The sequence below is a fragment of the Pseudomonas sp. TSO6 genome, assembly GCF_056098905.1.
Genome location: NZ_JBLZWV010000063.1, coordinates 1 through 23,426 on the forward strand (window position 1 = coordinate 1; position 23,426 = coordinate 23,426).

The 23,426-nt window shown below is 66.6% G+C and carries 7 protein-coding genes; all 7 read left to right on the forward strand.

Going from position 1 to position 23,426, the window contains the following annotated elements:
• Positions 1–16,177, forward strand: a 16,177-nt coding sequence (locus ACN6NG_RS24970) for a BapA/Bap/LapF family large adhesin (protein ID WP_474316738.1), incomplete at its 5' end; no start/stop codon positions are given.
• Between the two features lie 63 nt (positions 16,178–16,240).
• Positions 16,241–17,677: a TolC family outer membrane protein gene (locus ACN6NG_RS24975; protein ID WP_063424910.1), complete on the forward strand. Its 1,437-nt coding sequence runs from the start codon at positions 16,241–16,243 to the stop codon at positions 17,675–17,677.
• Positions 17,674–19,842, forward strand: a complete 2,169-nt coding sequence (locus ACN6NG_RS24980) for a type I secretion system permease/ATPase (RefSeq protein ID WP_474316741.1) — start codon at positions 17,674–17,676, stop codon at positions 19,840–19,842. Before ACN6NG_RS24975 ends, ACN6NG_RS24980 begins: the two co-directional genes overlap by 4 nt.
• Positions 19,839–21,023, forward strand: a complete 1,185-nt coding sequence (locus ACN6NG_RS24985; RefSeq protein ID WP_059396041.1) for an HlyD family type I secretion periplasmic adaptor subunit — start codon at positions 19,839–19,841, stop codon at positions 21,021–21,023. The genes ACN6NG_RS24980 and ACN6NG_RS24985 overlap by 4 nt, the downstream gene beginning before the upstream one ends.
• 203 nt (positions 21,024–21,226) lie before the next feature.
• Positions 21,227–22,126, forward strand: a complete 900-nt coding sequence (locus ACN6NG_RS24990) for a chemotaxis protein (RefSeq protein WP_063424909.1) — start codon at positions 21,227–21,229, stop codon at positions 22,124–22,126.
• Between the two features lie 88 nt (positions 22,127–22,214).
• Positions 22,215–22,526, forward strand: coding sequence for a hypothetical protein (locus ACN6NG_RS24995; RefSeq protein ID WP_063424908.1), 312 nt, complete (start codon positions 22,215–22,217; stop codon positions 22,524–22,526).
• On the forward strand, positions 22,523–23,257 hold the full coding sequence (locus ACN6NG_RS25000; protein WP_353456173.1) for a YkgJ family cysteine cluster protein: 735 nt from the start codon (positions 22,523–22,525) through the stop codon (positions 23,255–23,257). The genes ACN6NG_RS24995 and ACN6NG_RS25000 overlap by 4 nt, the downstream gene beginning before the upstream one ends.
• The last annotated feature ends 169 nt before the right edge of the window (positions 23,258–23,426 follow it).

Consider the following 23,426-nt stretch of genomic DNA (forward strand, 5'->3'; position numbering starts at 1 on the left):
GCCGCTGCAGTTCGATGCCCCGGATATCACGCCACCTGGCGCAGTAAGCAATATCGTGGTCGGCGCTGATGGCTTGGCCCTGAGTGGCCGTGGTGAGCCGGGTGCCACCGTAGAAGTGCGCGATGCCGACGGTAACGTCATCGGCTCTGGCGTAGTCGGTGCCAACGGCACCTTCCTCATCGACCTGAATCCAGCCGCGCAACCCGGCGAGCAACTGAGCCTGGTGCAGACCGACCCAAGCGGCAACGCCTCTGTGGCCCTCGAGTACGACGTACCGCTGACCACTGCACCGGTCAGCCCAAGCAACCTGGTCATCGATGACGACGGCACCACCCTCACCGGTTCCGCCCCGGCGGGTACTCGCGTGGAGGTGCATGACGCCAACGGCACATTGATCGGCAGCGCCATCGCCAATGCCGATGGCACCTTCAGCATCGAGCTGAGCCCGGCCCAGGCCAATGGCGAACTGCTGGATGTGGTCGCCATTGATGACAGCGGCGCGTCCTCGTTGCCCGCACAGATCACCGCACCAGACATAACCGCCCCGGCCGCACCAACCGAACTCGCTGTTAGCGCCGATGGCAGCGTCATCACCGGCCGTGCCGAACCCGGCAGCACTGTGCGTATTGTTGCCGCCGATGGCACCGAACTGGGTACGGCCGTGGTCGGCCCGACCGGCGTGTTCAGCATCAACCTCAACCCACCGCAGGTGGACGGCGAGGTCCTGCAAGCCACTGCGAGCGATGCCGCTGGCAACACGTCCGTGGCCAGCTCCGTCACTGCACCGGATATCGACGGTGTGGATACCACGCCGCCTGAAGCCCCGACTGACCTGGTAATCGGCCTGGCCGGCAGCCAACTGAGCGGCCGTGGCGAAGCCGGCACCACCGTGCAGGTGCGTGACGCAGCAGGCAACATCATCGGCACGGGTATAGTCGGCGCCGATGGCCTGTTCAGCCTGACCCTGAACCCTGCGCAAGCCAACGGCGAAGCACTGGACGTACGCCTGGTGGACGCGTCCGGCAACAGTTCGATACCACTGGAATTCACAGCCCCGGACATCACCCCGCCCAATGCCGTAACCGACATACTGGTCGGTGCGGGTGGCGCCGCCTTGAGCGGTCGTGGAGAACCCGGCGCCACGGTTGAAGTGCGCGATGCCAATGGCAGCGTGATCGGCACTGGCGTAGTCGCTGCCAACGGCACCTTCCTGATTGACCTCAGCCCAGCTGCACAGCCTGGCGAACAGTTGAGCCTGGTGCAGACTGACCCAAGCGGCAACGCTTCCGTGGCAGTCGAGTACGACGTACCGCTGACCACCGCGCCAGACAGCCCGAGCAATCTGACGATCGATGTCGACGGCACCACCCTCACCGGTTCCGCCCCTGCGGGTACCCGCGTAGAGGTACACGATGCCAACGGCACCCTGATCGGCAGCGCCATCGCCAATGCCGATGGCACCTTCAGCATCGAGCTAAGCCCGGCCCAGGCCAATGGCGAACTGCTGGATGTGGTCGCCATCGATGACAGCGGCGTGTCCTCGCTGCCGGCACAAATCACCGCTCCGGATATCACTGCGCCTGCCGCACCGACCGAATTGGCCGTCAGCGCTGACGGCACCGTGCTCACCGGCCGTGCCGAACCCGGCAGTACTGTGCGTATCGTTGCCGCCGATGGCACCGAACTGGGCACGGCCGTGGTCGGCCCCACCGGCGTGTTCAGCATCAATCTCGCGCCGCCACAAGTCGACGGTGAAGTGCTGCAAGCCACGGCAACAGATGCCGCCGGCAACACATCACCCACCAGCGCGGTGACCGCGCCGGACATTGACGGCGTCGACACTACGCCACCGGCAGCCCCGACGGATCTGGTAATCGGCCTGGCCGGCAGCCAGCTGAGCGGGCGCGGCGAACCCGGCACCACCGTAGAGGTACGCGATGCAGCAGGTACTGTGCTGGTCACCGGCACTGTCGCTGCCGATGGCAGCTTCGCAATTACCCTGACCCCGGCCGTTACCGACGGCAGCGCGCTGCAAGTCACCCTGACCGACGCCGCTGGCAACGTCTCGCAACCCGGCTCGGTCACCTCGCCGGACCTGCAGGCCCCTGCCCAGCCTACCGAGCTGGCCTTGGCTGACGGCGTAACCTTCACCGGTCGCGGCGAACCGGGCGCTACCGTGCAGGTGCGTGATGCCGGTGGCAACATCATCGGCACGGGTGTAATCGGCGCCGATGGCCTGTTCAGCGTTACCCTTGCGCCTGCCCAGGCCAACGGCGAAGCCCTGGACGTACGCCTGGTAGATACCGCCGGCAACAGCTCTGCCCCGCTGCAGTTCGATGCGCCGGACATCACTCCGCCGGCTGCGGTCAGCAACATCGTGGTCGGCAACGACGGCCTGGCCCTGAGTGGTCGCGGCGAAGCTGGCGCCACTGTCGAAGTGCGTGATGCCAACGGCGCCGTGATCGGCACCGGTGTGGTCGCCGCCAACGGCACCTTCCTGATCAACCTCGACCCGGCGGTTCAGCCGGGTGAGCAACTGAGCCTGGTGCAGACCGACCCGAACGGCAACGCCTCCGTTGCCCTCGAATACGACGTACCGCTGACCACCGCCCCAGTAAGCCCCAGCGACCTGGTGTTCGCCGAAGACGGCAGCAGCATCAGCGGCACGGCACCTGCCGGCACCCGCGTGGAAGTGCATGATGCCAACGGCGCGCTGATTGGCAGCGTCGTAGCGGGCCCCGATGGCAGCTTCACCGTGGTCCTCGACCCGGCCCAGGCCAATGGCGAACTGCTGGACGTGGTGGCCATCGACGACGCTGGCGTATCGTCCCTGCCAACACAGATCACCGCACCGGACATCACCGCACCTGCCGCCCCGAGCGAACTGGCGGTCAACGCTGACGGTACGGTAGTCACCGGCCGTGCCGAACCAGGCAGCACCGTGCGTGTGCTGGCCGCCGATGGCACCACCGTGCTGGGTAGCGTGGTGGTGGGCGCCACGGGCAGCTTCAGCATCACCCTCGACCCGGCCCAGGTCGACGGCGAAATACTGCAAGTCACCGCCACCGATGCGGCAGGCAACACCTCGACCGCTGGCTCGGTCACCGCGCCAGACATCGACGGGGGCGATACCACGCCACCTGACGCACCGACCAACCTGGTGATCGGCCTCGCCGGCAGCCAGTTGAGCGGGCGTGGCGAGGCCGACACCACCGTGCAGGTGCGCGATGCCGCAGGCACTGTACTGGCAACCGGTACCGTCGGCCCGGATGGCATCTTCGCGGTAACCTTGTCCCCTGCCGTGAACGACGGCAGCACGTTGCAAGTCACCCTCACCGATGCCGCTGGCAACGTCTCGCAACCGGGCTCGGTCGCCTCGCCAGACCTGCAAGCCCCGACACAGCCGACCGAACTGGCCTTGGCCGATGGCGTCACCTTCACTGGCCGCGGCGAACCTGGCGCCACGGTGCAAGTGCGCAATAGCGCCGGTAACGTGATTGGTACCGGCCTGGTCAACGCAGACGGCACCTTCAGCGTCACCCTGTTCCCGGCCCAGGCCAATGGCGAGGCGCTGGACGTGCGGTTGGTGGATACCGCTGGCAACAGCTCTGCACCGCTGCAGTTCGATGCACCGGACATCACCCCGCCTGCTGCTGTCAGCAATGTCGTAGTCGGTACCGGTGGCCTGGTGCTCAGCGGTCGCGGCGAGGCCGGTGCCACTGTTGAAGTGCGTGATGCCGGCGGTACCGTCATCGGCACTGCCACGGTCGGCGCCAACGGCAGCTTCGTGGTCAATCTCGACCCGGCAGCCCAACCGGGCGCCGCACTGAGCCTGGTACAGACCGACCCGAGCGGCAATGCGTCCGAAGCCTTGCAGTTCGAGGTGCCCCTGACCCCTGCCCCGGCCAGCCCAAGCGATCTGGTGGTGGCGGCTAATGGCACCAGCATCACGGGTGCTGCACCGGCCGGCAGCCGCGTGGAAGTACGCGATGCCAACGGTAACCTGGTCGGCAGCGTGGTAGTGGGCGCCGAAGGCACCTTCACTGTCATCCTCAACCCGGCCCAGGCCAACGGCGAGCTGCTGGATGTGGTCGCCATCGACGGCACGGGTGCATCGTCCCTGCCGGTGCAGATCAGTGCGCCGGATATCACCGCCCCGGCCGCCCCGAGCGAACTCGCGATCAACGCCAACGGTACCGTCGTCACCGGCCGTGCCGAAGCGGGCAGCACCGTGCGTGTGCTGGCAGCCGATGGCACTACCGTGCTGGGTACGGCGGTAGTGGGCGCCACCGGCAGCTTCAGCATCACCCTGAGCCCCGCACAGGTGGACGGTGAAGTGCTGCAGGTCACCGCCACCGACGCCGCCGGCAATGCCTCCAGCGCCGGTAGTGTCACGGCCCCAGACGTCGACGGTGTCGATACCACGCCACCCCAGGCGCCGACCAACCTCATCGTCGGCCTGGCCGGTGGCCAGCTGAGCGGCCGTGGCGAAGCGGGCGCCAGCGTGCAAGTGCGCGATGCCCAGGGCAACGTGCTGGCCAACGGTACGGTCAACCCGGATGGCACCTTCCAGATCAGCCTGGCCCCGCCGGTGAACGATGGCAGTACGCTGCAAGTGGTGCTGACCGATGCCGCCGGCAATGCCTCTACCCCTGGCACGGTGGCCACCCCAGACCTGCAGGCCCCCGCCCAGCCGACCGGCCTGGACCTGGCCGGCGGCGTTACCTTGACCGGTAGCGGTGAAGCTGGCGCTACCGTGCAGGTGCGCGACGCCTCGGGCAACCTGATCGGCACTGGCGTGGTCAACCCGAACGGCAGCTTCAGCGTTACCCTGTCCCCTGCCCAAGCCAATGGCGAAGTCCTCGACATCCGCCTGGTGGACGCCGCGGGTAATGCCTCGACCCCATTGCAGTTCGATGCGCCAGATACCACGCCGCCTGCCGCAGTCAGCACCATCGTGGTCGGTGCAGACGGCCTGACCCTGAGCGGTCGTGGCGAAGCCGGGGCTACCGTCGAAGTACGCGACGTCAATGGCACAGTGATCGGCACTGGCACGGTGACCGCCAACGGCACCTTCCTGCTCGACCTGGACCCGGCCGCGCTGCCGGGCGAGCGCCTGAGCCTGGTGCAGACCGACGCCAGCGGCAACGCGTCCGGGGCCTTGACCTACGACGTACCACTGGTGGCCACACCGGCCAGCCCGAGCGACCTGGTAGTCGCTGCGGATGGCACCAGCGTCAGCGGGTCCGCGCCGGTCGGCAGCCGCGTGGAAGTGCATGATGCCAACGGCGCCGTGGTCGGCAGCATTGTGGTTGGCGCCGAAGGCACCTTCACCGTGGTGCTCAACCCGGCCCAAGCCAACGGCGAGTTGCTGGACGTGGTCGCCATCGACAACAACGGGGCTTCGTCACTGCCGGTACAAGTGACCGCGCCCGACATCACCGCACCCGTTGCACCAAGCGAACTCGCCGTCAACGCCGATGGCAGCGTGGTGACCGGGCGTGCCGAAGCCGGTAGCACCGTGCGCGTGCTGGCAGCCGACGGGACCACCGTGCTGGGCAGCGTCGTGGTCGGTGCCGGCGGTACGTTCAGCATCGGCCTCACCCCGCCACAAGTGGCGGGCGAGCAGTTGCAGGTGACCGCCACCGATACCGCAGGCAATGCCTCCACAGCCGGCACCGTCACTGCACCGATCATTGATAACGGCGGTGATACCACACCGCCAGCGCCTGCCACCCAACTGGTCATCAGCGTCGATGGCCGCACGGTGTCCGGCCGTGGTGAAGCAGGTACCACTGTGGAGGTGCGCAACGACCAGGGCCAGGTGCTGGTGAGCGGCACCGTGCAACCGGATGGCACATTCAATGTGCAACTGCCAACCCCGGTGGTGGATGGCTCGTCGCTGCAAGTAACCCTGACCGATGCTGCCGGCAACGTCTCTACACCTAGCCCACTGACGGCGCCGGACCAGGTAGCACCGCTGCAACCAGCCGACCTGGTGCTGAGCAATGGCGACAGCCTGGTCGGCACTGCTGAAGGGGGCGCCCGGGTGGAGGTGAAAGATGCCTCGGGCAACCTGATCGGCAGCGCCATTGCCGGGCCGGATGGCAGCTTCAGCCTGACCCTCGACCCGCCACAGGCCAATGGCGAAACCCTGTCCATCACTGTGACCGATGCGGCAGGCAACACCTCGGTGCCGCTAAGCTACGCGGCCCCGGACATCACCGCACCGGCGATCGTCAGCGACGTGGTGGCAGGCGATGGCAGCCTGGCCGTGTCTGGCCGTGGTGAGCCTGGTGCCACGGTGGAAGTGCGTGATGCGCAAGGTACTGTCATCGGTACCGGCATCGTGGCGCCAAATGGCACCTTCGTGGTTGACCTGGACGCACCGCTGGCCGCAGGTGAGAACATCGTGCTGGTGCAGACCGATGCCGCCGGCAATACCTCGACAGGGGTCAGTGTGACCGTTGCCGACACCCCGCTGCCCGAAAGCCCGAGCGGCGTGGTGGTGGCCGGCGACGGCTCCAGCGTTTCCGGTACTGCACCGGCCGGTACGCAGGTGCAAGTGCGTGACGCACAGGGCAATGTGCTGGGCAGCGTTGAGGCCGGCCAGGATGGCAGCTTCACCATCGGCCTGAGCCCGGCACAGGCCAATGGCGAGACCCTGGATGTGGTGGCGGTTGACGGCGCTGGCAACAGCTCGCTGCCGACCCAGATCACCGCCCCCGATATCACACCGCCCAATGAAGCCAGCGAACTGCAACTGAGTGCCGATGGCGGCCTGCTCACCGGCCGTGGCGAACCGGGCACCACCGTACAGGTGATCAGTGCCGACGGCACTGTGCTGGGCAACGCCCAGGTCGGTAACGACGGTGTGATCAGCGTGGTCCTGATCCCGCCGCAGACCGACGGTCAGGAACTGGACGTGGTGCTGCGCGACGCAGCGGGCAATACCTCGACCGCCACCATCGTGGCACCGGACACAGATGGCCCGCTGCAACCGTCGGGGCTGGCCATCGATACCGCTGGCATTCACCTTACCGGCCAAGGTCAGAGCGGCTCCATCGTCACCGTGCGTGACGCTGACGGCAACGTACTGGGCACCGCGACCGTGGGCGGCGACGGCCGCTTCGATGTCACCCTCAACGCACCGCAGCGCAATGGTGAAAGCCTCACAGTCGAAGCCACTGACAACCTGGGCAACAGCGCAGGGCCAGTAGACTTCACTGCACCCGACTCCACCCCTCCGCAAGTGGTCACCACCCCGGCCATCGATGGCACCGGCACCACGGTCACCGGCAACGGCGAACCCGGTGCCACCGTCACCGTGCGCGGGCCGGACGGCAGCGTGCTGGGCAGCACCGTGATCGGCACTGGCGGCGCATTCGAAATCACCCTCGACACGCCGCAGACCAACGGCCAGGCACTGACCGTGGAGCAACGCGACCCGGCTGGCAACCTGTCAGCGGCGGTCGACTTGCCAGCACCGGATACCCAGGCACCCGATATACCCACCGGCCTGGTCCTGGCTGGCGACGGCAGCAGCCTGAGCGGCAGCGGCGAGCCTGGTGCGCAGGTGACCGTGACCGGCGCGGGTGGCGCAGTACTGGGTACCGCAACGGTCCAGCCTGACGGTACCTTCCAGGTGACAATCGACCCACCACAGCTCAATGGCCAGACGCTGTCTGTCACCCAGGCCGACAATACCGGCAACGACTCGCCCGCCGGTACCGTCACCGCACCTGACCTGGAGGCGCCGTTGCCGGCGCAAGGCCTGGGCCTTGACCCTACCGGCACAGTGCTCAGCGGGCAGGGTGAGGCTGGCAGCACCGTAGAGGTACGCAACGCTGCAGGCGACCTGCTGGGCACCATACCGGTGAATCCGGACGGCACGTTCGAAGTGACACTTGCCCCCGCCCAGACCAACGGTGAAGTGTTGTCGGTGGTGCTGATCGATGGCGGCGGCAATGCCTCGCCGTCGGCGACCTTCACCGCTGACGACAGCACAGCACCGACCGCTCCGGCCGACCTCACCATCACCCCGGGCGGAAACGCCATTCAGGGCTCCGGCGAGGCAGGCAGCACCGTTGAAGTACGCAACGCTGGCGGCGACCTGCTTGGCACCGTGGTAGTACCGGCAGGTGGCAACTTCACCGTGCCGCTGGCACCTGCACAGCTGGACGGCCAAACCCTGCAGGTAACCCTGACCGATGCCGCGGGCAACGTTTCCGACAACACACCGATCAATGCACCGGACATCACCCCACCGGCCCTGCCGACCGGGGTTGAGGTCAGCGAGGATGGCACTACCGTCAGCGGCAACGCGCCGGGTGCAGAAACCGTGACCGTGCGTGACGGCGCTGGCGTAGAAACCACGGTTCCGGTGAATGCCGACGGCAGCTTCAGCGTGACGCTACCGACCACCCAGAACAACGGCGAAACCGTGACCGTGATCGTCACCGACCCGGCTGGCAACAGCTCGGCGCCGATTACCGTCACCGCACCAGACAACACCGATCCGGAACCCGCCACCGGCGTGACCGTGAGCCCGGATGGCAGCACCGTTGGCGGTACCGCCGAGCCGGGTAGCACCGTGGTCATCCGCGACCCGGTCACCGGCGACGACCTCGGCACCACAACTGCGGGCCCGGATGGCACCTTCGTGATACCGGTAAACCCGCCGTTGACCTCGGACGATCAAGTCAGCGTGGTGGTCATCGACCCTGCAGGCAATGAATCCGATGGCGTTACCCTGACCGGCCCGACCGGCACCGAGGTAGCAACGCCTGCAGGCTTGGCCATCAGTGCCGACGGCTTCGTGCTGACGGGTACCGGCACGGTCGGCTCGCTGATTACCGTGACTTCCGGCGGCACCACCCTGGGCACCGCGACGGTGGGCAGCGATGGCTCCTTCCGGGTGTTCTTCGGCAACGCCCAGCTCAACGCGCAAACCTTGCAGGTCAGCGCACGTATCGGCGCCGATGGCCAGCCATCGGTTCCGGCCACCGTAGTCGCCAACGACACCACCGCGCCAAACGCACCTACCGCAGACATCGACCGTACCGGCAGCACGCTGACCGGCCAGGGTGAAGTGGGCGCAACCGTGCGGGTCACCGACGCCCAGGGCACCCTGCTCGGCAGCGCCGTGGTCGGCAACAATGGCTTGTACAGCGTCAACCTCTCTCCGGCTGCGGCAAACGGCCAGAACCTGATCGTCACCCAGGCCGACGCCGCCGGTAACGTATCGTTGGCAGCCAGCGTGCAGGCACCCGACCTGCAAGCACCGCTGGCGGCCAGCAACCTCAGCCTGAACAGCGCGGCTACCGTGCTCAGCGGCCAGGGCGAAGCCGGCGCCACAGTGACCATTCGCGATGCCAGTGGCGCCATCCTGGCCACCGGCACCGTCAACCAGAGCGGCCAGTTCCAGGTCACCCTGCCCAGCGCGCAAACCACCGGCAGCCCGCTGCAGGTCACTCTCAGCGATGCTGCCGGCAACGTCTCCGGGCCGGCCAACCTCGCCACGCCAGACCGCACGCCACCCGCCGCCATCACCAACCCGGCCTTGAGCCAGGATGGCCGGCAGCTTTCCGGCAGCGGTGAGGTGGGCGCCACGGTACAGGTACGCAACGCTGCCGGTGCGGTGCTAGGCACCGCCACGGTGGGCGCCGACGGTCGCTTCACGGTGACCTTCGACACCCCGCAAGCCAACGGCCAGGCTATCGGCGTCACGCAAGTGGATGCCGCCGGCAACACTTCGCCAGCAGTCAATGTGACGACCCCGGACCTGACCCCACCCGCGCCGCTGACCAACGTAGCGTTGAACAACAACGGCCTGACCCTGACCGGCCTGGGCGAAGCCGGCGCCACAGTCACCGTACGCGGCCCGGATGGCACCATCATCGGCACCGGCCTGGTGGCGGCCAATGGCAGCTTTACCCTCACACTCAACAGTGCCCAGCTCAACGCCCAGCACCTGAGCGTTACGCAAACCGACGCGGGCAACAACACCTCCCCCGCCGTGGCAGTTACCGCGCCGGACTTCACCCCGCCTGCGGTACCCACCGCACTCGCCCTGTCCGGTACCGGGCTGCAACTGACCGGTAACGCCGAAGCCGGCAGCACCGTGACCGTACGCGATGCCAGCGGCAACGTGCTGGGCACGGCGGTAGCCGGCAGCAACGGCACTTTCCAGGTCGCCCTGAACAGTGCCCAGACCAATGGCCAGACCTTGCAGGTGACCGCCACCGACGCAGCCGGCAACGTGTCGCCGACCGCGCCTTACACTGCGGCCGACACCACGCCGCCAGCCGCCGTGACCAACCTGGCGGTTTCCGCCAGTGGCGCCACCCTGACAGGTAATGGCGAAGCAGGCGCAACCGTGACCGTGCGGGCACCTGACGGTACCGTGCTGGGCACCGCCACAGTGGCAGCCGACGGCCACTTCAGCGTGCCCCTGTCGCCGGCGGCGATCACGGGTGAAAGCCTGAACGTGGTCCAGGCCGATGCCGCACAGAACGTCTCCCCTGGGCAAAGCGTCACTGCGCCGGGTGTTCTGGCACCGGCTACACCGGACAACCTGGTACTGGCCGCCGACGGCCTGTCGGTGACCGGCACGGCCGACGCGGGCAGCACAGTCAAGGTGTATGGCCCCAACGGCGAATTGCTGGGCAGCAGCCCGGTCGCCAACGACGGTACCTTCACGGTCAACCTGGGCAGTGCACAGGCCAATGGCGAGGTGCTGCAGGTCAGCGCAACGGGCACCGATGGCGCAGTATCGCTGCCCGCCACCCTCCAGGCACCGGACACCACGGCACCGCAACCGCTGACCAACCTGGTGCTGTCCAACGACGGCCTGGTTCTCAGTGGCCGCGGAGAGGCAGGTGCCACCGTTACCGTGCTTGGCGAAGGCGGTATCGAGCTGGGTACTGCCGTGGTCGATGCCAGCGGCAACTTCAGCGTCAACCTGGGCGCCGCACAGATCAACGGCGAACAGCTCAGCGCCAGCCAGTCCGATGTGGCCGGCAACGAGTCCAACAGCGTCAGCCTGATCGCCCCTGACCGCGTCGCCCCGGATGCTGCCGGTAACCTGGCCTTCGCCGGGGGTGGCAGCCTGCTCGACGGTACCGGTGAAGCTGGTGCCGCCGTGCGGGTAATCGCCGCCGATGGGTCGGTGCTGGGCAGTGCAACGGTGCGTGCCGACGGCACCTTCCAGGTCAACCTCGCATCGCCTCAGGCCAACGGCCAGCAAGTGCAAGTGGTGCTGACCGATGCGGCTGGCAACCAGTCTGCCGCCAGCGCCATCACCGCACCCGACACCACGCCGCCAACGGCACCTGCCGAATTGGCCGTTTCCGGGGATGGCGTCACCCTCACCGGCCGTGGCGAAGCAGGCGCGCTGGTGACCGTGACCAACCCGGCCGGCGACGAAATCGGCAGCGCCATCGTCGATGCCAGCGGCCACTTCACCATCACCCTGAACCCGGCACTGGGCAACGCCGAGCTGCTCAGCTTCACCCAGGCCGATGCGGCCGGCAACGTGTCGGCAGTGGCAACCCTGCAAACCCCGGACTTCACCCCGCCAGCACCGCTCACCCAGGTGGTGATCAACGCCGACGGCAGTGTGGTCAGCGGCCAAGGCGAAGCCGGCGCGACGGTAATCGTGAGCAACGCCGCCGGTACCGTACTGGGCACAGGTACCGTGCTTGCCGACGGCAGCTTCCGCGTCGAACTGTCACCCGCGCAAATCAACAACCAGTTGCTGTCGGTGCTGCAGGCCGACCCACCCGGCAACGTCAGCCTGCCGGTCAGCGTACTGGCGCCGGACCACACGCCACCTGCGGCGGCAACCGAGCTGCGGCTCAATGCGGCAGGCGACGAGCTGGGCGGGGTCGGCGAAGTGGGCGCCACCGTGCGCGTCTTCGTCGGTACCACGCAGGTCGGTACCGGCACAGTGGGCGCCGACGGCACCTTCATCGTCGAGCTTGATGGCGCGCAGCTCAACGGCCAGGTGCTGCAGGTAACCCTGACCGATGCAGCCGGCAACATCTCGCCAATCAGTTCGGTCACGGCGGTGGACATCACGCCACCGGCCACTGTGATCGCCACCATCAACGACAGCGGTACCCAGGTGATCGGTACTGCCGAAGCCGGCACGCGTGTCACCGTGGTCAACAACAACGGCGACCTGCTGGGCCAGGTGACGGTCGACCCGGACGGCACTTTTGTCCTCAACCTGAACAACCCGCAGATCAACGGCGAAGTCCTCACCGTCATCGCCCAGGACGCCACCGGCAATCCGTCGGCGCCCCTGCAGGTGAACGCGCCAGACCTCACGGCGCCAGTGCAACCCGATAACCTGTTGCTCAACCCGGCAGGCACGTCGATGACCGGTACGGCAGAAGCCGGCACCACCATCACCGTGCGTGACCCGAACAACAACGTCGTAGGCACCGTGGAAGTGGGTGCAAACGGCCAGTTCACCGTGCCGATCAACCCGGCGCAGAACAACGGCCAGTTGCTCACAGTGGTGTCCACGGACGATGCCGGCAACGCCTCGGTGGTTGTCCCCTATCAAACCAACGACACCTCACCGCCTGGGGTGGTCACCGACATGGCCATCAACAACACGTTCAACGTGCTGACCGGCAAGGGCGAGCCTAATGCCACCGTCACCATCAGCCGCGGCGGATCGGTGCTCGGCACTGGCACGGTAGATGCCGCGGGTAACTTCCAGATAACGCTGGTGCCGGCTGCGGGCTCGCTCGCAACCCTGGCAGTGACGCAATCCGACGGCATCAATACCTCTGCGGTGGCGACGTACACCACACCACTGATCGCACCGCCAGTGCCCCCCACCAACGTGACGCTGGGCAGCGACGGCCTGACCTTGGCCGGTAATGCGCCTAGCGGCGTGGGCATTCGCGTCTACGATGCCGCAGGCAACCTGATCGGCACAGGCGGCGCTACCCTGAACGGCACCTTTACCCTGACGCTGAACACAGCGCAGCTCAACGGCCAGCATATTTCGGTGACTGCTGTAGCACTGGTAGGCGGCGAATCGCAGCCGACCTTCCTGCAAGCCACCGACATCACGCCACCGGCCAACCCGCTGGTGACCGGGCTGTCTCTGAACGGCCTGGTGCTGACCGGCACCGGTGAAGCAGGCGCGACGGTGACCGTGCGCGACGCCAGCAACAACGTGCTCGGCACGGCGGTGGTAAATGGCGGTGGCGTGTTCACCGTCAACCTGAACGCCGCACAGCTCAACGGCCAGGTACTGGGCGTGAGCCAGGCCGATGCTGCGGGCAATGTGTCCGGCAGTACCAGCTACACCGCCACGGACGTGCAACCACCTGCAACACCGACCAACGTCACCATCAACGGCGCGGGTACCGTGCTCACGGGTAACGGTGAAGCGGGCGCCACGGTTACGGTCCAAGGCCCGAACGGCCAGGTGGGTACCGGTGTGGTGCAAGCCGACGGCACCTTCACCATCAACCTGGCCTCGCCACAGAACGACGGGCAACTGCTGGTGGTCCGCCAGGCCGATGCTGCCGGCAACCTGTCCGGTAGCACCAGCCTGACCGCGCCAGACACCACCCCACCAGCCGCCCCGCTGGCCACCATCAACACCAATGGCACCTCGGTCAGCGGTTCTGGCCAGATCGGCAGCACGGTCACCGTGCGCAACAGCGCCGGCACCGTGCTGGGGACTGCGACAGTGGGCAGCAACGGCCTGTTCGTGGTCAGCCTGACTGCGGCGCAGATCGACAACCAGGCGCTCAGCGTCACCCTCACCGACAGCGCCGGCAACGTCTCCACCGGCACTACGCTGACCGCACCAGACCTGACCCCACCTGCGGCTGCCGGCAACCTGCTGATCAGTGCCGACGGCGGTACCCTGACCGGTACTGGCGAAGTGGGCGCCACCGTGACCGTACGCAGCGCCAACGGTACCGTGCTGCAAACCGCGACGGTGCAGCCGGACGGCAACTTCACCGTGACCCTGAGCCCGCCTCAGGACAACGGCCAGATCCTCTCGGTGACCCTCAGCGACCCGCGCGGCAACGTGTCGGGCAACGTCAACGTCACCGCGCCGGATGTGGATGCCAACGCGCCGGTCATCGCCAGCGACAACCTGGCCACCGCCACGGTCAACCTGGCAGCGGTCAGTGCCACCAAGACCTACACCGACAGCTTCACCACGCTGCTGTCGGGCTTCTCCAAGACCTACACCTGGACGGTAGCGGCAGGCACCACGGCCGACCCGACCCTCACACTGACCACCAACAGCGTGCTGGCGCTGCTCAACAACACCAGCTTCACCCTGCAGGTAAAAGACGCCAGCGGCGCCTGGGTGACCATCGCCACCGGCAACACGCAGGGCCTGCTCGACCTGATCGTGCTGCCGATCGGCTTGCAGGTGGACATTGGCGTGCTGCAAGCCGGTGACTACCGGCTGACCGTGGGCAGTGGCGGCATCGGCCTGGTGACCAACGTGAGCACCACGCTGGACATCACCTCCACCAGCCTGACCCAGTTCACCGGCACCGGCACGGCCACCTCGGGCAACGTCATCACCGACGTGGGCACCGATGGCGCGGTGGATGCCCGTGGCCCGGACAGCGCCGCCGTGCTGCAAGTGCTGAAAAACGGCAGCTATGTCTCGGCCGGTACCTCGACCACGGTCCAGGGCCAGTACGGCACCCTGGTGATCAGTGCCGATGGCAGTTACACCTACACGCCTAACGGCAGCCCGAACAGTGTCGGCAAGGTGGACGTGTTCAGCTACCAGCTGGTGCACCCGAACGGCCTGTCCGATACCGCCAACCTGTACGTGCGCATCGACAGCCCGCAAGCCACGGAGGTCTGGAGCAACACCAACTACGCTGCACCGGCCACGGTGGTCGACGCAGTCAACGATGTCGGTACCAGCCACGTCACCCTGGCCAACCGCGTGGACACCAGCAGCAGTACGCTGGGCTCGCTGAGCCTGCCGGTGATCGGTACCCGCCAGGCCACCTACACCACCACGGTTGCCGCCGATACCACGGCCAACCTGCAGGTGGTGGTCAACTCCACCAACCTGTTGAGCCTGCTCAACGGCACCACCATCGAGCTGCTCAAGCTCAACCCGGCCACCGGCCAGTATGTGCTGGTGCAGTCGGTACCGGGGGGTTCGCTGATCAGCCTGCTGGGTGGCGGCGCGGGGTATACCTTCCAGAACCAGGGGGCTGGCACCTACCACGTGCGTGTCACCGCCGGCGGCATCGGCCTGCTCAGTTCCATCACCACCAGCCTCAACGCCACCACCACGCACCTGACCGAGTTCGTGGTCAGCGGCGCCACGGCAGCCACCGGCAACCTGCTGAGTGACGACAACGTCGGTTCGGCACTGACCGTGCTGAGCGTGCTGACAGCGGCCAACACCTACACCATCCCGGGCTACAACGGGGTGAGCGTGGCCGGCACCTACGGCACGCTGCTGGTGCATGCCGACGGCAGCTACACCTACACCCTCAACCCGGGGCTTACCTCGGCGGTGGTCGGCCAGCACGACACCTTCACCTACGAGCTGACCCACCCGAACGGCACCACCGACACCGCCACGCTGACCGTCAACCTGGACAATGCTGCCGGCCTCACCACCTTCACTTCGCTGCAGGCCGACACCGGTGACGAGGCCGTAGCGCTGGCCAGCCTGGCAGCCGCCACCGATGTGATCGCCGGCACCGACGGCAACGACCACCTCGATGGCAGCCAGGGTGGCCACATCACCCTGCAGGGTGGTGCGGGTAACGACACGCTGGTGGTGGTCGACCAGAACTTCGCCAGCGTCGAGGGTGGTACGGGTACCGACACCCTGCTGTGGGGCGGCGGAGATGCCAGCATCGACCTGGGCAACCTGGCCGGGCGCGTGCACGACATCGAAGTCATCGACCTCAACGACACCAGTTCGGTGGCGCTGACGCTCAACCTGGCGGACGTGGTGGCAATCACCGAAACCGGCACCGACACACTCATCATCAAAGGGGACGACAAAGACTCGGTTCACATGACGGACAACTGGACGCTGGTCGGGAACCAAACTGCCGACGGTATCGACTATAACCAATACACGGCCCAGGAGGATCCAAGCCATCACCTGTGGGTGCAGAACGGTATCCATGTGGTCTGAGGCCGCTGCAAACCCGCCGGGCAAATGCCCGGCGGCAAGGACGACCAGCAGTAAGGGAACTATGTGAAGCGAAGCAGTCCGCTGTCACCGCTGTTGCTGGGAGCCTTCGGGCTCCTGGCCCTGAACTTCCACCCGGTTGCCCAGGCAGCCGATGACATAGACCCCCAACTGCGCCAGATCGGGCCATCGCTGTTACGCGATGCGCCCGAAGCAGTGCCCGCACGCCCCGCCACCGGCATGGCCCCGATCGCCAGTGGCGAGCGGCTGGGGCTGACGGACGCGGTGCTGCAGGCCGCTCAATGGCACCCAAGCATCGCCGAGGCCATCGGCAACCTCTACAAGCAGGGCGAAGGCATCAACGTCGCCCGCGCCGGGTATTACCCGCAGATTTCCGGCGGTATCCGCACCGGTTATGACACCGGTTATGGCGGCGACCGCAACAGCCAGGCCCTGAACCTGTCGCTCAAGCAGATGCTCTACGACTTCGGCAAGGTCGACAGCGCCGTCAGCGCGGCCCAGGCTGCTGCCGCGCGCGCCCAGGCCAATATCCTGCTGGTGGTAGACGACCTGGCCCGCGACACCGCTTATGCCTGGATCGAAACCCGCCGCTACGAGCAACTGATGACCATTGCCCGCGACCAGATTCGCGGGGTCGGTGACATTGCCGGCATGGCCCGTCAACGCAGCGACATGGGCGCCAGCACCCGCTCCGACGTGGTGCAGGCCGAGTCCCGGGTGGAGAGCGCCCGCGCCACGCTGGAGGAATATCAGTCGCAGTACGAGCGCTGGCGTTCGACCCTGGCGGCACTGATGGGGCGCATCACCCCACCGGCGCTGGCCGAGGATTCGCCAGCAGCGCTGAACCAGGCCTGCAAGCGGCCCTCGCAAGGCGATGACCGCCTGCCTGCCGTGCTCATGGCCCTGGCCCAGCGCGCCCAGGGCCAGGCCGAGCTGGCCCAGGCCAAGGCCGAGGCCTACCCGACCCTGTCGTTGCAACCGCAGGTCAACCACTACCTGGACAACGACTATAACCGCGACAACTCACGCATGGACCGCACCCAGGCAGGCATCTACCTGAACGTCGAGGTACCTATCTATCAAGGGGGTGCCATCAGTGCCCGCAGCCGCGCAGCCGGCCACGCCCTGACCGCCGCCGACTCCGCCGAAGACGCTGCCCGCCTGCAAGCCCGTCGTGGCCTGGCCGAGGCCATGGCACAAACCTCCGGGCTAGGCCGCAGGCTGACTTCGCTGGAAGCGCGCCAGGTCAGCATCCAGGAAGCACGTATGCTCTACGGCCGCCAGTACCTGGACCTGGGCACGCGGCCCCTGCTCGACCTGCTCAACGCCGAGCAGGAGATCTACCAGTCACGCTTCGAACTCGCCGGCACCCGCTCCGACCTGCTGCGCCTGGATGTCGACTGCCTGTACAACACCGGCGCCCTGCGCACGGCCTTTGGCCTTGAGGGGCGCAACCTGCAAGGGGTGGAGATCCAGCCATGACCGATTCGATCAATGTGACCCTGCCTGAACAACCCACTGCCCCCGCGGCCGAAGCGCCTCATCGACCGGACCTTGGGCCGTGGCTGGAAGTGATGCTGCAGGTGGCGCACCACTACCGCCTGGACGTGTCGCCCCAGCGTATTCGCCTGGCCGCCGTCGAGGATGCCCGCCCGCTGGATGAAATTCTTCGCCACATGGCGCGCCAGGCCGGCCTGGCCCTGCGCTTCGTGCGCTTCGACGCCAAGGGCTTGCGACAGTGGCGTACACCGCTGGTACTGGAACTGGATGATGGCCAGCTGGCGGTGGTCGAGTCGGTCACCGAAGAGGACGATCTGGCGGTAGTGTTCGCTGGAGACCAGGGCCTGACCTCACGCCTGCCCCGTGACAGCCTCAAGGGCCGCATCAACCGCGTGGCCCTGCTGCGCCCGGCACGGCCGCTGCGTGATGTGCGCACCGATGACTACACCGCACCCTACGACCGCCACTGGTTTGCCCGCATCGTGCTGCGCGACCTGCGCCCTTATGGGCAGGTGATGGTCGCCTCGCTGGTGGCCAACGTCCTGGCCCTGGCGGGGGTACTGTTCTCGATGCAGGTGTACGACCGGGTGATCCCGGCCGAATCGCTGCCAACCCTGTACGTGTTGTTCGGTGGTGTAGTGCTGGCGCTGGTGTTCGACTTCAGCATGCGCCTGCTGCGGCTGAAGGTGACCGACCTGCTCGGCAAACGCGCAGACCTGCGGGTGAGCGACCTGGTCTACGGGCATGCCCTGCGCCTGCGCAACTCGGTACGGCCGAAGTCCACCGGCTCGTTCATCTCGCAGCTGCGCGAGCTGGAATCGATCCGCGACCTGATCACTTCCAGCACCGCCACGGCGCTGGCCGACCTGCCGTTCTTCCTGCTGTTCCTGTTCGTGTTCTGGCTGATCGGCGGCGTGCTGGTGATCATCCCGCTGGTCGCATTGCTGGCCATGGTCTTGCCCGGGCTGCTGGCACAACGGCGCCTGGCCAGGTATGCCAATGCCTCGATGCGTGAATCGGCGCTGCGCAATGCCATGTTGGTGGAAAGCATCCAGGGCCTGGACGAGATCAAGGCACTGCAGGCCGAAGCACGCTTCGAGCGGCAGTGGAACCAGTACAACGCCGCCTGCGCCCATACCAACCTGCGCCTGCGCACCCTCACCAACGGCCTGGTGACCTGGACCCAGAACGTGCAGGGCGCGGTGTTTGCCGTGGTCATCGTGGTCGGTGCACCGATGGTGATCGCCGGCGACCTTACGACCGGTAGCCTGGTGGCGGCGTCGATGCTGTCGTCGCGGATGATGGCGCCACTGGCGCAACTGACCCATGTGCTGACCCGCTGGCAGCAGGCCAAGGTGGCCCTGCAAGGGCTGGACAAGCTCATGCAGTCCCCCGTCGACCACCCCGAAGGCGAAGCCCGCGTGCACCTGCCGGCGATTCGAGGCGAGTACCGCCTGCGCCAGGCCAACTTCCGCTACAGCGAGGAGTCCCCGCCAGTACTGAACATCGGTCAGCTGGATATCCAGCCGGGCGAGCGCATTGCCGTGCTCGGGCGCAACGGCGCCGGCAAGTCGACCCTGCTGCAAGCCCTGGGAGGGGCCATGGACCTGGTGCAAGGCGAGGTCAGCCTGGACGGCATCGCCATGGGCCACCTCGACCCTGCCGACCTGCGCCGTGACGTGGGCCTGCTACCACAGTACGCGCGCTTGTTCCACGGCACCCTGCGGGAAAACCTCACCCTCGGCGCCGGCCAGGCCAGTGACCAGGAGCTGGTGGCCGCGCTGGCTGCCACGGGCGCGCTGGACTTCGTCCGCCGCCTGCCCAAGGGCATGGACCACCTGATCCTGGAAGGCGGCCTGGGCTTGTCCGGCGGCCAGCGCCAGGCCCTGGTACTGTCGCGCCTGCTGGTGCGCCAGCCGCAAGTGTTGCTGCTGGACGAGCCGACTGCGTCGCTGGACGACATGACTGAGCGCAAGCTGCTGGATAACCTCGAACGCTTCTGCCAGGGCCGCACCCTGGTGATCGCCACCCACCGCCTGAGCGTGCTGCAACGGGTCGACCGCATCCTGGTGCTGGACGGCGGGCGCATCGTCATCGATGACACCCGCGATGCTGCGCTGGCCAAACTGCAAGGAGCCCAGGCATGAGCAACCATGAACTCCCGGCCTCCTACCTGGATGGGCAGGACGACCAGGCGGTGTTCCGCGCCGGCCGCATCATCACCATCTGTGCCTTGATGCTGGCCGCATTCCTGGCCTGGGCCGCCTGGTTCGAGGTGACCGAAGTGTCCACCGGCACCGGCAAGGTGATCCCCAGTTCGCGGGAGCAAGTAATCCAGTCGTTCGAGGGCGGCATCGTCGCGCAGATGAGCGTGGCCGAAGGCGACCTGGTCGAGCGCGGCCAGGTGCTGGCCCAGCTCGACCCGACCAAGACCGCCTCCAGTGTCGGCGAGAGCGAAGCCAAGTACCGCGCTGCCAAGGCCAGCCAGGCCCGCCTGCAGGCAGAGGTGACGGGCAAGCCGCTGACCTTCCCGGAAAGCCTGCGCGACTCGCCCGACCTGATAGACGCGGAAACCGCGCTGTACCAGACCCGCCGCCGCGGGCTGGAGCAGACCCTGGCTGGCATCCAGGACTCGCTGCAACTGGTGCGCAGCGAGCTGAAGATTACCGAGAACCTTGCAAAGATGGGCGCCTCCAGCCGGGTCGAAGTGATTCGCCTGAACCGCCAGCGTTCAGAACTGGAGCTCAAGGCCAACGAAGCCCGCTCCGACTACCTTGTGCGTGCCCGGGAAGAGCTGGCCAAAGCCAGCGCCGAGGCCGACAGCCTGTCGGAAGTGGTCCGTGGGCGAAGTGACTCGCTTACCCGCCTGACCTTGCGCTCACCGGTGCGCGGCATCGTCAAGGACATCGAGGTCAATACCCTGGGCGGCGTGGTGCAGCCCGGTGGCCAGGTGATGAAGATCGTGCCGATGGACGAACGCCTGCTGATCGAAACCCGCATCGCCCCACGCGATATCGCCTTCATCCACCCGGATCAGGCGGCCAAGGTCAAGATCAGTGCCTATGACTATTCGGTGTATGGCGGGCTGGATGGCAAGGTGGTAGGGATCTCGCCGGACACCCTGCAGGATGAGGTGAAACCGGAAATCTACTACTACCGGGTGTTCATCCGCACCGAGCAGGACAGCTTGCAGAACAAGGCCGGCAAGCATTTTGCGATCGTGCCGGGGATGATTGCCACGGTGGATATCCGCACCGGCGAGAAGACCATCCTCGATTACCTGATCAAACCGCTGAACCGGGCCAAGGAGGCCCTGCGCGAACGCTGATCCAGGGTTTACACACATCACCCGTGGGAGCGGGCATGCCCGCGAACACCGGCGAAGCCGGTGCCATGCACCGCGTCGCACGCTTCGCGGGCATGCCCGCTCCCACAGGGTCCCAAGCATCCCCGGGTTCTGTGCAAAATGCCTAAAGCCCGACCAAAACAGGCCGATAACCGGTTATCCCCTGTTCCCCACCGAAGGTCACCATGGCCACGCAAAATGCCCGCGCGGACTCGTTGTCCCTGCTGCTGTTCACCCTGCGCAGCGGCAAGTTGATGGCAATCAACCTGCTCAAGGTCAGCGAAATCATCCCCTGCCCGCCGCTGACCAAGCTGCCGGAATCGCACCCCAACGTGAAAGGTGTGGCGACCCTGCGTGGCCATTCGCTGTCGGTCATCGACCTGTCACGCGCCATCGGCGAGCGGCCCCTGGAAGACCCGCAAGGCGGCTGCCTGATCGTCACTGAAATCAGCCGCTCGCGCCAAGGCCTGCATGTGCAGGCGGTCAGCCGCATCGTGCATTGCCTGAGCACCGACATCAAACCGCCGCCCTTTGCTTCGGGCAACCGCTCGTTCATCACCGGTGTGACGCGGGTCGACAACACCCTGGTGCAGGTGCTGGACATCGAAAAAGTCATCCACTCAATCGCCCCACCGCAGGCCGAACCGCCTCACGGCACCTTGAGCGAAGAAGACGCCAGCCTGCTGGCCGCCGCCAACATCCTGGTGGTGGACGACAGCCAGGTGGCCCTGCAGCAGTCGGTACATACCCTGCGCAACCTGGGCATCGAATGCCACACCGCGCGCAGCGCCAAAGATGCCATCAACGTGTTGCTGGAGCTGCAAGGCACCGCGCAGGAGATCAACATCATCGTCTCCGACATCGAAATGAGCGAAATGGACGGCTACGCCTTCACCCGCACCCTGCGCGAAACCCCTGACTTCCAGCACCTGTACGTGCTGCTGCACACCTCGCTGGACAGCGCCATGAGCAGCGAGAAGGCGACCCAGGCCGGGGCCAACGCCATCCTCACCAAGTTCTCCTCGCCAGAGCTGACCGATTGTCTGGTGGTGGCCGCGCGTACCGTGGTGTTTGCCGAGCACTGATATATTAAGCGACAAACTCCCCGGCTTGCCGCCGGGGGTGAGTCGGGCATAATTCGCGCCCCTTGCAAGCAACTTGCCGGAATCGCGTATGAAGTTTTTCAGCTCTATCCTGATCACCTGCGCCCTCTTCAGCGGTGTCGCCCAGGCCTCCAGCAGCGAGGCCTGGAACGAGCAGCGCCAACAGATGCTCAAGGCCTGCCTGGCCGCCAGCCAGTTCAAGGATGCCCACGCCCGCGGCAAGCCCGCCGAGTTCGATGACCAGGTCGGCATGAGCGCCCTGCTGGTCGAAGGCGTCTACCCGCAGAAGCACATGCAGCAACGCACCGGCACCGAGCTGTGCCTGTACGACCGCCAGCACCAGCGTGCCTTCATCAGCGAGTGGAGCCCGGAAGCCAAGTGACCGACAGCTTGCGATTCGGTTGTACCGGCTGCGGCAAGTGCTGCACCGGGCACCACGTGCCCCTGACGCTGGCCGAGGCCCGCCGGTGGGCAGATGATGCCGGCCAGGTGATAGTGCTGATCGAGGCCTTCGTGACTGATGGCCCCGGTATGCCGCCTGAGCAGCGCGATCATGTGCTGCGCCGCTCGTATCCAGTGGCTTGCGGCCACGGCGAGGCACGCGTGTCGGTGACCATCGCCGCGTTCAACCCCGGGCGTTGCCGCAACCTCGACGACAACGACCTGTGCACCATCTACGACCAGCGCCCGTTGGTCTGTCGCATCTACCCGGTTGAAATCAACCCGCACATTCCGCTGCGCCCGGCCAGCAAGGACTGCCCGCCCGAGGCCTGGCAGCAGGGGCCGGAACTGATACACGGCACCCAACTGGTGGATGCGGAACTGGAAGCGCTTGTGCAAGCCTCGCGGCAGGCCGACCGCGATGACATTGCCGCCAAGGTGGCGGTGTGCCAGGCGCTGGGCATGACCACCAGTGCGCTCAAGGGCAATGGCTTTACCGCCTACCTGCCGGACATGGGCGCGTTCGCCACAGCGCTGGCGCAGGAGCAGTGGGATAACGATGGGCAGTGGACCTTGCATGTGCAGGATGAGGCGCTGGTTGCCAGCTTGCAGGGGCTTGGTTTGCGCACTACCAGTGAAACCCCGGTGTACTACGCCTTCATCGGCTTCTAGCCTGAGCGACTGCAGAAACTCATGCACGGTAACTGTGGGAGCGGGCGTGCCCGCGAACACCGGCGCAGCCGGTGCCATCCACCGCGTTGTATTCTTCGCGGGCATGCCCGCTCCCACACTGGTCCCCGGTCGCATACCACCAGGTGAAACTGACAGCGCTGTCAGCCAG